The organism is Achromobacter sp. KK8 (assembly GCF_054188005.1).
In genome coordinates this window covers 2,054,791-2,066,901 of record NZ_CM135178.1, presented here as the reverse complement: position 1 = coordinate 2,066,901, position 12,111 = coordinate 2,054,791, and the positions used below count along the sequence as shown (strand labels likewise).

The 12,111-nt window shown below is 69.2% G+C and carries 12 protein-coding genes; 9 read left to right on the top strand and 3 right to left on the bottom strand.

Translation table 11 applies throughout. From position 1 onward, the window contains the following. Positions 1–26 precede the first annotated feature (26 nt). A complete protein-coding gene (gene ubiE, locus ACVN9Z_RS09600; RefSeq protein WP_006386863.1) occupies positions 27–803 on the bottom strand; it encodes a bifunctional demethylmenaquinone methyltransferase/2-methoxy-6-polyprenyl-1,4-benzoquinol methylase UbiE in 777 nt (258 codons plus the stop codon). A gap of 161 nt (positions 804–964) precedes the next feature. On the opposite strand from ubiE, the gene phoB reads away from it, so the two are divergent. The 9 genes from phoB (at position 965) to serA (ending at position 10,385) form a co-directional block, all read left to right on the top strand. Continuing rightward, positions 965–1,663, top strand: a complete 699-nt coding sequence (phoB, locus tag ACVN9Z_RS09595; protein ID WP_006386862.1) for a phosphate regulon transcriptional regulator PhoB — start codon at positions 965–967, stop codon at positions 1,661–1,663. A 12-nt stretch (positions 1,664–1,675) separates the two neighbouring features. Beyond that, complete coding sequence (gene phoR, locus ACVN9Z_RS09590) at positions 1,676–2,983, top strand: phosphate regulon sensor histidine kinase PhoR (protein ID WP_006386861.1); 1,308 nt, start codon at positions 1,676–1,678, stop codon at positions 2,981–2,983. A 64-nt stretch (positions 2,984–3,047) separates the two neighbouring features. Beyond that, positions 3,048–3,734 (top strand): heavy metal response regulator transcription factor, encoded by a 687-nt coding sequence (locus ACVN9Z_RS09585; RefSeq protein WP_006386860.1) that lies wholly within the window; start codon positions 3,048–3,050, stop codon positions 3,732–3,734. Then, positions 3,731–5,131, top strand: a complete 1,401-nt coding sequence (locus tag ACVN9Z_RS09580) for a heavy metal sensor histidine kinase (protein ID WP_024067597.1) — start codon at positions 3,731–3,733, stop codon at positions 5,129–5,131. The genes ACVN9Z_RS09585 and ACVN9Z_RS09580 overlap by 4 nt, the downstream gene beginning before the upstream one ends. A 74-nt stretch (positions 5,132–5,205) precedes the next feature. Next, positions 5,206–5,700, top strand: a complete 495-nt coding sequence (locus ACVN9Z_RS09575; RefSeq protein ID WP_112957249.1) for a cupredoxin domain-containing protein — start codon at positions 5,206–5,208, stop codon at positions 5,698–5,700. Positions 5,701–5,718: 18 nt separating this feature from the next. After that, positions 5,719–7,512, top strand: coding sequence for a copper resistance system multicopper oxidase (locus tag ACVN9Z_RS09570; RefSeq protein ID WP_458213355.1), 1,794 nt, complete (start codon positions 5,719–5,721; stop codon positions 7,510–7,512). Between the two features lie 18 nt (positions 7,513–7,530). Further along, positions 7,531–8,544, top strand: coding sequence for a copper resistance protein B (locus tag ACVN9Z_RS09565; RefSeq protein ID WP_082370889.1), 1,014 nt, complete (start codon positions 7,531–7,533; stop codon positions 8,542–8,544). An 18-nt stretch (positions 8,545–8,562) separates the two neighbouring features. Beyond that, a complete protein-coding gene (locus tag ACVN9Z_RS09560; RefSeq protein ID WP_006386856.1) occupies positions 8,563–9,039 on the top strand; it encodes a DUF411 domain-containing protein in 477 nt (158 codons plus the stop codon). Positions 9,040–9,185: 146 nt separating this feature from the next. After that, on the top strand, positions 9,186–10,385 hold the full coding sequence (gene serA, locus ACVN9Z_RS09555; RefSeq protein WP_006386855.1) for a phosphoglycerate dehydrogenase: 1,200 nt from the start codon (positions 9,186–9,188) through the stop codon (positions 10,383–10,385). Positions 10,386–10,508: 123 nt separating this feature from the next. Here serA and ACVN9Z_RS09550 read toward each other — a convergent pair whose 3' ends face one another. Together ACVN9Z_RS09550 and ACVN9Z_RS09545 are read right to left on the bottom strand one after the other, a co-directional pair. Next, entirely contained in the window at positions 10,509–11,093 is a 585-nt protein-coding gene (locus ACVN9Z_RS09550) for an HD domain-containing protein (protein WP_054470847.1), read from the bottom strand. A gap of 72 nt (positions 11,094–11,165) precedes the next feature. After that, positions 11,166–12,041 carry a LysR substrate-binding domain-containing protein gene (locus ACVN9Z_RS09545; RefSeq protein ID WP_006386853.1) on the bottom strand — a complete coding sequence of 292 codons (876 nt, stop codon included), beginning with the start codon at positions 12,039–12,041 and terminating at the stop codon, positions 11,166–11,168. Positions 12,042–12,111: the final 70 nt, after the last annotated feature.

The following is a 12,111-nucleotide window of genomic DNA, read 5'->3' as shown; positions in this document are numbered from 1 at the left end:
GGCAAGCCGAATCGGACCCAGCGCAATCAGGCCAGGCGCACGCCCTCGTGCAGGGCCGCGATGCCGGCCGTCAGGTTGAAGTACTGCACCCGCTCCAGGCCGGCGGTGCGCAGCATGTCGGCCAGGGTTTCCTGGTCGGGATGCATGCGGATGGATTCGGCCAGGTAGCGGTAGCTGGCCTCGTCCTTGGCCACCGTCTTGCCCAGCCAGGGCAGCACGTTGAAGGAATACCAGTCGTAGGCCGGCGCCAGCGGCTTGGCGATGCGGGAGAACTCCAGCACCAGCAGCTTGCCGCCCGGCTTGAGCACGCGGGTCATCTCGGCCAGGGCGCGATCCTTGTGGGTCATGTTGCGCAGCCCGAAAGCCACGCTGACGCGGTCGAAATAGCCCGTCGGGAACGGCAGGCGCTCGGCGTCACAGACGGCGGTGGGCACCAGCTGGCCGGCGTCGGCCAGGCGGTCGCGGCCGACGCGCAGCATGGAATCGTTGATATCGGTCAGCCAGACCTCGCCGGTGGGGCCGGCGCGCTTGGCGAAAGCCTTGGCCAGGTCGCCGGTGCCGCCCGCGATGTCCAGCACCTTCATGCCGGGGCGGATGGCGGCGCGGCCGATGGTGAAGGCCTTCCAGACGCGGTGCAGGCCGGCCGACATGAAATCGTTCATGATGTCGTAGCGCTGCGCCACCGAGTGGAAGACTTCGGCGACCTTGCGGGCTTTTTCGCTTTCCGGCACCGATTGGAAGCCGAAATGCGTCGATTGGGACGCGGAATCCGCGGAATGTTGCGATTCGGAGGGGTTTTGCATGGTGAATTCCCGATATATCGTCCAATGGTAGCCTATCGGGGCCCGCCGGATGCCGCCCGCGGGCGCGGGAAGGCGCCGTGCGGTCACATACCTGAAATATTGCGGCCATACTATCGCAATGTTCGCGCCGCGCCGGCGCTCCGAAGCGTGCCCTATCCGCCATGTCCAGCACCATCCTCGTCGTCGAAGACGAACCCGCCATCCAGGAACTGATCGCCGTCAACCTGTCCTTCGCCGGCCACAAAGTGCTGCGCGCCTTCGACGCCGACCAGGCCCAGACGCTGATCCGCGCCGAGCTGCCCGACCTGATCCTGCTGGACTGGATGCTGCCCGGCACCTCCGGCCTGGCCATGGCGCGCAAGCTGCGCAACGACGAGCGCACCCGCGCCGTCCCGGTCATCATGCTGACCGCCAAGGGTTCCGAGCAGGACAAGGTCGATGGCCTCGAAGCCGGGGCCGACGACTACATCACCAAGCCCTTCTCACCCAAGGAGCTGATGGCCCGCATCAAGGCCGTGCTGCGCCGCCGCGCGCCGCAACTGACCGACGACGTGATCGACGTCGGCGGCCTCAAGCTCGATCCAGTGACGCACCGCCTGTCGGGCAACAGCCAGTCGCTGCAGATCGGCCCCACCGAATTCCGTCTGCTGCATTTCTTCATGACCCATCCGGAACGCGTGTTCTCGCGTTCGCAACTGCTGGACCAGGTCTGGGGCGATCACGTCTTCGTCGAGGAACGCACCGTCGACGTGCACATCCGCCGCCTGCGCAAGGCCCTGGAGCCCAGCGGCCACGATGCGCACGTGGAAACGGTGCGCGGCAGCGGCTACCGGTTTACGGCACAGGTCCCGGCGCGGTAAAACTCCCGCACGATGATCTGGCTGCGCACCCTTATCCTGGTCGCCCTGTGGGCGGCGATCGCGCTATTGGCGCAATGGCTCATTGGAGATCCCGCCGGCTGGGTGCTGTTCAGCGCCGCCCTGGTCGTCATGCTGCTGTGGCGCAGCTGGCGCCTGCACCTGGTTTCCCACTGGGCCAGGCATCCCGACACCTCGCCGCCCGCCTCGGTCGGCCCCTGGGACGATATCCTCGCCCCCCTCTACCGCTACACCCGCGCCCGGGCCCGCGAGCTGGCCGAAACCCGCGACACCATGCAGGGCATGCTGGCGGCGGCCCAGGCCCTGCCCGACGGCGCGGTCACGCTCAATGAAGACTTCCAGATCGACTGGTGCAACCGCATGGCGCGCCAGCACCTGGGCCTGCGCCTGCCGGCCGACCGCGGCCACAACCTGCTGAACCTGCTGCGCGCGCCGGAATTCGTCGAATACGCGCACCGCGCCTCCTGGCCCGATCCCATCCTGGTGCGCCTGGGCCAGAACGGCCAGGAGCGGCTGATGATGATGCAGCTGACGGCCTACGCCAGCAACCAGCGCCTGCTCATCACCCGCGACGTGACCCAGATCGAGCGCCTGGAAACCACGCGCCGCGATTTCGTCGCCAACGTCTCGCACGAGCTGCGCACGCCGCTGACGGTGCTGGCGGGTTTCCTGGAAACGCTGCGCGACATGCCCGCCGACGCCCTGCCCCCCGAGCAGCGGGCGCAGTACCTGGACATGATGCACGAGCAGGCCCAGCGCATGCAGGCCATCGTCGAGGACCTGCTGACGCTGTCGACGCTGGAATCGTCGCCGGGCAGCGACCCGCGCGCGGTCAACATGGGCGCGCTGCTGCAAAAGGCGCGCCAGCAGATCGAGGCGCTGTCGGGCGGACGCCATGTGATCGAATGGCACATCGACGAAACCGTCGACGTGCTCGGCGCCGAGACCGAACTGACCTCGGCCCTGTCGAACCTGCTGACCAACGCCGTACGCTACACGCCCGACGGCGGCACCATCACCGTGCGCTGGGAACGCGAGGCCGACGGCGGCGGGCGCTACAGCGTGCAGGACACCGGCATCGGCATCCCCGCGCGCCACATCCCGCGCCTGACCGAACGCTTCTACCGCGTCGACCGCGGCCGCTCGCGCGCGGTCGGCGGCACCGGCCTGGGCCTGGCCATCACCAAGCACATCGCCATGCGCCACGATGCCGAGCTGCTCATCAGCAGCGAGCCCGGCAAGGGCAGCCTGTTCGCGCTGCGCTTCCCGCCGGATCGCATCGCGGTCGACCCATCCGCCTGACACGCCGGCGCGCCACGCGCATGATCCGCGCCGCAACCGCGGCGCGGATGGTAAATTCCCGGCCATGCGCATCCTGGTCATCGAAGACGAACCCAAGCTGGCCGACTACCTCAAGAAAGGCCTGTCGGAGCAGAGCCATGTGGTCGACCTGGCGCGCGACGGCGTCAACGGCCTGCACCTGGCGCTGGAAGGCGCCTACGACCTGATCGTGCTGGACGTGATGCTGCCCGGCGTGGATGGCTTCGGCATCCTGGCCGCGGTGCGCGCCAACAAGGACACGCCGATCCTGATGCTGACCGCGCGCGACGCCGTCGAGGACCGCGTGCGCGGGCTGGAAGGCGGCGCCGACGATTACCTGATCAAGCCCTTCGCCTTCTCCGAGCTGCTGGCCCGCGTGCAGGCGCTGCTGCGGCGCGGCCGCTCGCAGGAACCCACCGTGTTCCGCCTGGCCGACCTGGAACTGGACCTGGCGCGGCGCAAGGTCGCGCGCGGCGGCCGCCGCCTGGACCTGACCGCCAAGGAATTCAACCTGCTGGCCCTGCTGCTGCGGCGCCAGGGCCAGGTGCTGTCGCGCACCACCCTGGCCGAACAGGTCTGGGACATGAATTTCGACAGCGACACCAACGTCATCGACGTGGCCGTGCGGCGCCTGCGCAGCAAGCTGGACGACCCGTTCGAGGCCAAGCTGCTGCACACCGTGCGCGGCATGGGCTACGTGCTCGAATCGCGGCCGGAGCCCGCGCGCGGATGAAGCCGCCGCGCGTGCGCTCGATGCAGGCGCGCCTGACCCTGCTGCTGGGCGCGATCGCGCTGCTGGTTTCCAGCCTGGCCGGCGCCACCCTGTTCTGGGCCCTCAAGCGCGAAGTCGAACGCCAGGAGATCACCGAGGTCAGCGGCAAGCTGGAACTGATCAACCACCTGATCGACATGCAGAACAACGCGCGCGGCCTGCACGACCTGGCCGCCACCTTCGACGACATGCGCGCAGGCCAGAGCCAGCTCGGCATCTGGATCGTCGACGCGCAGGGCCATCCAGTCTATGGCGGCGCCATCCCCGAAACCCTGCAGGTCCTGCCGGACCGGCAGGTGCTGTTGCAGCAGGCCGACGGCAGCCGCCTGCGCGGTCTGCGCGTCGCGGTCGACGACCGCATCCTGCCAGGCGCGCAGTTGACGGTGGCGGTCAGCACCCGCACCAGTTCGCAGTTCCTTTACGCCTACGGCACCGCGCTGGCGCTGATCTGCGCGCTGTGGGTGGGCGCCACCGTGGTGCTGGCGGCCTGGGCCGTGCGCCGCAGCATGGCGCCCACGCGGCGGCTGTCGGAACAGGCGGCCCGCATCCAGCCCGACAACCTGGCCGTGCGCCTGCCGCTGCGCGACACCGACCGCGAGCTGCATGAGCTGGTGCTGTCGTTCAACCGCACGCTGGAACGGCTGCAGGCCGCCTACCAGCAGATGGAAGGATTCAACGCCGACGTGGCGCACGAACTGCGCACGCCGCTGGCCACGCTGATCAACGGCACCCAGGTGACCCTGTCCAGCGGCCGCGACGCGGCCGAGTTGCGCGACGCGCTCGAATCCAACCTGGAAACGCTGGAAGACCTGAAGACGCTGGTCAACGACATGCTGTTCCTGGCCCGCGCCGACCGCGGCGAGCGCGCCGCCGACCTGGCACCGGTATCGCTGGCCGCCGAGGCCCGGCGCGTCGCCGACTTCTACGAGGCGGCGCTGGAAGACCGCGGCGTCACGCTGCGCTGCGACGGCGACGCCATCGTCGCCGCCAACCCCGGACTGGTGCGCCGCGCGCTGGCGAACCTGATCTCCAACGCCATCAAGGCCACGCCGCGCGGCGGCGAGATCGTGCTGGCCTGCCAGCCTCGCCCGGCCGGCGCGCGGGTCGAAGTGCGCAACCCCGGCGCGCCGATCCCGGCGGCCGACCTGCCGCGCATCTTCGACCGCTTCTTCCGCTCCGGCCAGGCGCGCGCGCCGCGCAGCGAGGGCCACGGCCTGGGCCTGGCGATCGTGCGCGCCATCGCCCGCATGCATGGCGGCGAGGTCGACGCGGCCTCCGGCGCCGAGGGCACGGTGGTCGGCATCACCCTGCGCGGGTCGGGCCCGGACACCGCCGGCGGCCACATTACAAAGAAGTAATCTTCGCGACAGAACCGGGTCACCCCGGTTTTCCTAAAGTGCCTCCCATGGTCAACCCCCATCAAGGGAACAGCATGAAAGGCACTTTGCTCCGCATCACCCAGATCACGGCCCTGGCCGCGCTGCTCGGCACCGGCGCCGCCTTCGCGGCCGGCGCCCATGGCGAACACGCCGGCCACGCCATGCCGGCGGCCTCCGCCCCCATCGGCACGCCCGGCGACGCCGCCCGCGTCACCCGCAGCATCGACATCGACATGACCGACGCCATGCGCTTCACGCCGGCGCAGGTGCAGGTCAAGGCCGGCGAGACCGTGCGCTTCAACGTGCGCAACTCGGGCCGCATCCGCCATGAAATGGTGCTGGGCACCGACGCCGACCTGCAGGCCCACTACGCCATGATGATGAAGGACCCCGGCATGCGCCACGAAGAGGCCAACGCGATCTCGCTGGAGGGGGGCAAGAGCGGCCAGATCGTCTGGAAGTTCGACCGCGCCGGCACCGTTTCTTTCGGCTGCCTGGAACTTGGCCACTACACCGCCGGCATGAAGGGCGCGGTGTCGGTGCAATAACGCCGCCGCGGATCCCTCATGAAAACCTTCCCTATTCCCACCCGCCGCCGCTTCGTGCAGGGGCTGGCCGCCGGCGGCGCGCTGGCGGCGCTGGGCGGCTGGCGCGCCGCCAGCGCGGGCCCGCGCGCGGCGCAGGCCACGGCCGCGCCCGCCGAACTGCGCGGCACCGAATTCCACCTGGAGATCGGCGAAACGCCGGTCAACTACACCGGCGCCGCCCGCATCGCCACCACCGTCAATGGCCAGGTGCCGGCCCCGCTGCTGCGCTGGCGCGAGGGCGACACGGTCACGCTGCGCGTGACCAACCGCCTGCGCGAACAGACCTCGATCCACTGGCACGGTATCCTGCTGCCCACGGAAATGGACGGCGTGCCGGGCCTGAGTTTCCCGGGCATCGATCCGGGCCAGACCTTCACCTACCGCTTCGACGTGCGCCAGAGCGGCACCTACTGGTATCACAGCCACTCGGGGTTCCAGGAGCAGACCGGCCTGTACGGCGCCATCGTCATCGACCCGAAGCGGCCCGATCCCATCGCCGCGGACCGTGACTACACCGTGCTGCTGTCGGACTGGACGGACGAAGACCCGATGCGGGTCTTCGACAAGCTCAAGGCCATGCCCGACTACTACAACCGCAACCAGCCCAGCGTCGAGAGCCTGATCCGCGAGGCCGGCGAGAAGGGATGGCGGGCGGCGCTGTCCGAGCGCCTGATGTGGGAACAGATGCGCATGAACCCGTCCGACCTGGCGGACGTCTCCGGCGCCACGTACACCTTCCTGACCAACGGCGCGACGCCGGCCGGCAACTGGACCGGCCTGTTCAAGCCGGGCGAACGCGTGCGGCTGCGCTTCATCAACGGCTCGGCCATGACGTACTTCGACGTGCGCATCCCCGGCCTGAAGATGACGGTGGTGGCGGCCGACGGCCAGGACGTGCGGCCGGTCGACGTGGAGGAATTCCGCATCGCCGTGGCCGAGACCTACGACGTGATCGTCGAGCCCGCCGAAGACCGCGCCTACACCATCTTCTCGCAGGCCATGGACCGTTCCGGCTACGCCCGCGCCACCCTGGCGCCGCGCCCCGGCATGCAGGCCGAGGTGCCCGCGGTCGACCGGGTGCAGCTGCTCGGCATGATGGACATGGGCATGAAGCACGACATGGGCGGCATGGATCATGGCGCCGCGCCCGAGGCGACCGCCGGCGCGATGGCCGGCATGAACCATGGCGCCATGCCCGGCATGGACCACGGCAGCTCCCACGGCGGCGGCGCGGATCAGGGCGGCATCGTCGAGGTCAGGCACCCCTATCCCGAGGAACGCGGCCCGGGCAATTCGATGCTGCCCGACGTGGTCTCCACCCGCCTGGACGACCCCGGCATCGGCCTGCGCGACAACGGCCGCCGCGTGCTGACCTACGCCGACCTGCGCTCGATCCGCGAACCCGACGACAACCGCGCGCCAACCCGCGAGATCGAGCTGCACCTGACCGGCAACATGGAACGCTACATGTGGTCGTTCAACGGCGTGAAGTTCTCCGACGCCAAGCCCATCGTGCTGCGCTACGGCGAGCGCGTGCGCTTCGTGCTGGTCAACGACACCATGATGACCCACCCCATCCACCTGCACGGCCTGTGGAGCGACCTGGAATCGCCCGACGGCGCCTTCCAGGTCCGCAAGCACACCCTGTCGCTCAATCCGGCGCAGCGCCTGAGCTACCGCGTCAGCGCCGATGCCCGCGGCAACTGGGCCTACCACTGCCACCTGCTGTACCACATGGAGGCCGGCATGTTCAGGGCGGTCGTGGTGGAGTAGGCGATGAGAAACCGGAATATGCGCACTTCCTTTCCCCCGTTCCGCCACGCCGCGCTGGCCGCCGCCCTGCTGGCGGCCCTGGCCGGCCAGCCGGCCCTCGGCCAGGCCATGAACGACCATTCCGGCATGGATCATGGTTCGATGCCGGACATGAACCACGGCGCCGCCAAGCCACAGCCCGCGATGCCGCCCGTCATGGACCATTCCTCCATGCCCGGCATGGACCACGGCAGCGCCAAGCCAAAGCCCGCGATGCCGCCCGCCATGGATCATTCCTCCATGCCCGGCATGAACCACGGCGCGCCGGCCGCCGCGCCGCCCGTCGGCAGCCTGCCGTCCAGCGACGGCGCCGGCGAGCGTGGCTATGACAGCTACGGCCTGCACCCGCACATGATGGACAGGGACGCCTCGTCGCGGCTGCTGTTCGACAAGTTCGGCTGGTCGCGCAACCGCGACGGCCAGAACGCGCTGGAATGGGACGGCCGCTTCTGGTGGGGCACCGCCACCGACCGGCTGGTGATCAAGAGCGAAGGCGAACGCGAAAGCGGCGGCGGTTCCGGCGCCAAGGTCGAGGCCCTCTGGAGTCACGCCATCTCGCCTTTCTGGGACCTGCAACTGGGCGCGCGGCGCGACTTCGGCACCGGTCCCAAGCGCAACTGGGCCGCGCTCGGCCTCGAGGGCGTGCTGCCCTACAACATCGAGTTCGAGACCACCGCCTACGCCGGCCCATCGGGCCGCACCGCGCTGGCCCTGAAGGCCGAGTACGATCTGCTGCTTACCCAGCGTCTGATTTTCACGCCGGAGATCGAGGCCAGCGCCTACGGCCGCAACGACCCGGAGCGCGGCATCGGCTCGGGCCTGTCCGACGCTTCGCTGTCGCTGCGCCTGCGCTACGAGATCACGCGCCAGTTCGCGCCCTACGTCGGGGTATCCTTCGAACGTAAGTTCGGCCGCACCGCGGACTATGCGTCCGCCGCCGGCCAAGGTCGCTCGCAGGCCGCCGTGCTGGCCGGCGTGAGCTTCTGGTTCTGATCTTTCTCGCGGAGACCCATGAAAACACCTCTCATCCCCGCCCGTCGCCTGCTGCTGGCGGCCGCACTGTCCCTGCCCCTGTACGCCGCGCCGATCCTCGCGCAGGCCCAATCCGCCCCCAAGGTCCAGGTGTGGAAGACGCCCACCTGCGGCTGCTGCGAGGACTGGGTCAAGCACATGCGCGACAACGGCTTCGAGGTCACCACCCACGACGTCCAGGACACCGGCCCGGTGCGCCGCAATGCCGGCATGGCCGACTATGGCTCGTGCCATACGGCCGTGGTGGACGGCTATGCCATCGAAGGCCACGTGCCGGCCAGCGACGTGCGCCGCCTGCTGCTCGAAAAGCCCGATGCCGCCGGCCTTGCCGCGCCTGGCATGCCGCTGGGTTCGCCCGGCATGGACGGCCCCGAATACGGGGGCCGCAAGACGCCACATGATGTCCTGCTGGTGGACAAGCGCGGCGGCGCCAAGGTGTTCCAGGCGTATCGTTAGGAGATGCCCCGGGGATGCTCCCGGCCGGGCGGCGCCCGGCCGTTCTGAAACAATTCATCCCCACCCGGGCAATGGGTACCTCTTGCACCGCAGCAAAAATGCGCCACAATAAATAAAACGCATTTCTCACCCGACCCCTGGCAGTCATGGCACACATCGTCCTGTTCGAGAACATCCACCCGAGCGCCCGCGCCGTCTTCGAAGCCGCCGGCTACACCGACATCGTCACGCACGCCGCGGCCCTGCCGCCGGCGCAGCTGCAGGACGCCCTGCGCGGCGCCCAGGTCGCGGGCATCCGTTCTCGTACCCACCTGGATGCCGCCCTGCTGTCCGGCAACCCCGACCTGCGCGTGGTCGGCTGCTTCTGCATCGGCACCAACCAGGTCGACCTCGACACCGCCATGCAGCGCGGCATCCCGGTGTTCAATGCGCCCTTCTCCAACACCCGCTCGGTCGCCGAGCTGGTGCTGGGCGAAGCCATCCTGCTGTTGCGCCGCATCCCCGAGAAGAACGCCCGCGTCCATCTCGGCCACTGGGACAAGAGCGCCGCCGGCGCCTTCGAGACCCGCGGCAAGACGCTCGGCATCGTCGGCTACGGCAACATCGGCTCGCAGATCAGCACCCTGGCCGAAGGCCTCGGCATGCGCGTCATCTACCACGACGTCGAAGCCAAGCTGCCGCTGGGCAACGCCCGCCCGGCCGGCTCGCTCAACGACCTGCTGGAGCAGGCCGACGTGGTCACCCTGCACGTGCCCGGCGGCAAGTCCACCGAGAACATCATGAATGCGGAGACCATTGCCCGCATGCGCCGCGGCGCCATCCTCATCAACGCCTCGCGCGGCACCGTGGTCGACATCGACGCCCTGCACGCCGCGCTCAAGTCCGGCCATCTGGCGGGCGCCGCGCTCGACGTGTTCCCCACCGAACCCAAGGGCGCCGACGAACCGCTGGCCAGCCCGCTGATCGGCCTGCCCAACGTCATCCTCACCCCGCACATCGGCGGCAGCACGCAGGAATCGCAAGAGAACATCGGCCGCGAAGTGGCCGAGAAGCTGGTGCGCTTCCTGCAGGCCGGCACCACCAAGGGCGCGGTCAACTTCCCCGAACTGCCCTACCTGGAACAGGCCGGCGCCACCCGCATCCTGCACGTGCACCGCAACGCCCCCGGCGCGCTGGGCACGCTGGACAACCTGATGGCGCAGCACGGCCTGAACATCGTCAGCCAGACCCTGCAGACCAAGGGCCAGATCGGCTACGTGATCACCGACGTCGATGGCGAGGTCGATGATTTGGTCATGACGACGCTGCGCGATCATCCGATCACGGTGCGCTGCGACCGGCTGTAAAGGAAAGGCGCTCAAGAGAAAGGCCCGCGCGAGCGGGCCTTTTCCATGCGCGTGGCACGGGCGGATGCGGACGCAGGACGGCCGCGGCTGGACGGGAACGTGAGCCCCCAGACGCGGATCACATCATGCCCGGCCCTCGAAATGCGCCGCCACCCAGCGCTCACAGACGTCCCACAATTTCGGCGCCCCGCGCTGGATCACCGGCCCGTAGCGGGCCAGCACCTGCTCGCGCGACACGCCGTTCTCGGTCCAGGTGCCGCCACCCGTGAACACGTTGATCAGCAGCGGCTGGAAGCGGTCCAGCGCCTTGGCGAAGCGCGCGTCCTCGCTCTCGGCCTGCTCGAATTCCCGCCACAGCGCCAGGAACTCATCGCCCTGCGGCGAGGGCAGCAAGCCGAACAGCCGCTGCGCCGCCTTGTCCTCGTGCTCGGCCTGCCAGGCCGCCGACGATCCGCCGTGGATCGGGAAATCGCCGACGTCGATCTCGACCACGTCGTGCAGCAGCAGCATCCGCATGACCCGCTGGGTATCCACCGGACCGCTGGCGTATTCGCTCAGCACCAGCGCGTACAGCGCCAGGTGCCAGGAATGCTCGGCGGAATTCTCCTTGCGGCTGCGGTCCAGCAGCGGCGATTGCCGGACGACGGTCTTGAGCCGGTCGATTTCGCGGAGGAATTGCAGCTGTTTTTCCAGTGAGGTCGATGCCATGGTGTCCTGCGTGGGTGGCGGTCTTGGCGCGAATGCCGATCGCATCCCCGACACTGTACCGCCCTGGCTGGCTCAGGGCGCCAACGCGGCCCCCGCCGCCCGCGCCAGGCACTCGGCCATCTTGCCGCGGACGCTGCCGGCGTCGAACGGCAACCGCCCGATGAGGCCGATCTCGCGATGAAACGCCGCATCGCCCAGCGACACCAGCCGCAGGCCGTCCGTATCCAGGCCGCGCAAGCGCGGCAGCAGCGCCACGCCCAGTCCGTGGCGCACCATGTTGGCGATGGCCTCGATCTCGTCCAGCTCCACGGCCTCGTGCACCGTGATGCGCTGCTTCTTCAGGAACAGGTCCACCACGCGCCCGCCGAACGACGCGCGGTCGTAGCGGATGAAGGGCTGCGCCGCCAGCACCTCGCGCCACGGCGCCAACGCCATCGCGGCCGGCATGGCCAGCACCACTTCCTCGCGCAGCAACGGCTGCCAGCCCAATTCCGGCGGCAGCGCGAACGGCGGCCGGATCAGCAGCGCCATGTCGACCTCGCCGGCGTCCACCTGCCCCAGCAGCGACAGCGACACCCCCGGCACGATCCGCACCCGCACGTCGGGGTAGCCGGCGCGGAACTCGCCCAGCGCCCGCACCAGCAGGTCCTGCTGCACCGAGGCGATGGCGCCGATGCGCAGCGATCCGCTGACGTGGCCGGCGCCGGCCGTGGACGCCATGCGCTCGGCCATGGCCACCAGTTCCTCGGCCTGCGGCAGCATCTCGCGGCCATGGTCGTTGAGCACGGCGGCGCGCGCGCTGCGGTCGAACAGCGCCACGCCCAGATAGTCTTCCAGGCGCTTGATCTGCGCGCTGACGGCCGACTGGGTCAGGCCCAGCTGGGCGCCCGCCCCGGTGAAGGTGCCGTCGCGCGCCACGGCGATGAAGGTCTTGAATTCTTTGATCACAATCAATATTTTCGATGCTAAGACACAAAAAATATCGTTTTTCAATCAAAAAAACAATTCATAAACTATC

Bases quoted from the DNA above. Each gene is read 5' to 3' on its own strand.
- serA (WP_006386855.1), top strand. From the start codon at position 9,186: ATGGCACACATCGTCCTGTTCGAGAACATCCACCCGAGCGCCCGCGCC.
- ACVN9Z_RS09575 (WP_112957249.1), top strand. From the start codon at position 5,206: ATGAAAGGCACTTTGCTCCGCATCACCCAGATCACGGCCCTGGCCGCG.
- ACVN9Z_RS09565 (WP_082370889.1), top strand. From the start codon at position 7,531: ATGCGCACTTCCTTTCCCCCGTTCCGCCACGCCGCGCTGGCCGCCGCC.
- phoB (WP_006386862.1), top strand. From the start codon at position 965: ATGTCCAGCACCATCCTCGTCGTCGAAGACGAACCCGCCATCCAGGAA.
- phoR (WP_006386861.1), top strand. From the start codon at position 1,676: ATGATCTGGCTGCGCACCCTTATCCTGGTCGCCCTGTGGGCGGCGATC.
- ACVN9Z_RS09585 (WP_006386860.1), top strand. From the start codon at position 3,048: ATGCGCATCCTGGTCATCGAAGACGAACCCAAGCTGGCCGACTACCTC.
- ACVN9Z_RS09580 (WP_024067597.1), top strand. From the start codon at position 3,731: ATGAAGCCGCCGCGCGTGCGCTCGATGCAGGCGCGCCTGACCCTGCTG.
- ACVN9Z_RS09570 (WP_458213355.1), top strand. From the start codon at position 5,719: ATGAAAACCTTCCCTATTCCCACCCGCCGCCGCTTCGTGCAGGGGCTG.
- ACVN9Z_RS09560 (WP_006386856.1), top strand. From the start codon at position 8,563: ATGAAAACACCTCTCATCCCCGCCCGTCGCCTGCTGCTGGCGGCCGCA.
- ubiE (WP_006386863.1), bottom strand. From the start codon at position 803: ATGCAAAACCCCTCCGAATCGCAACATTCCGCGGATTCCGCGTCCCAA.
- ACVN9Z_RS09550 (WP_054470847.1), bottom strand. From the start codon at position 11,093: ATGGCATCGACCTCACTGGAAAAACAGCTGCAATTCCTCCGCGAAATC.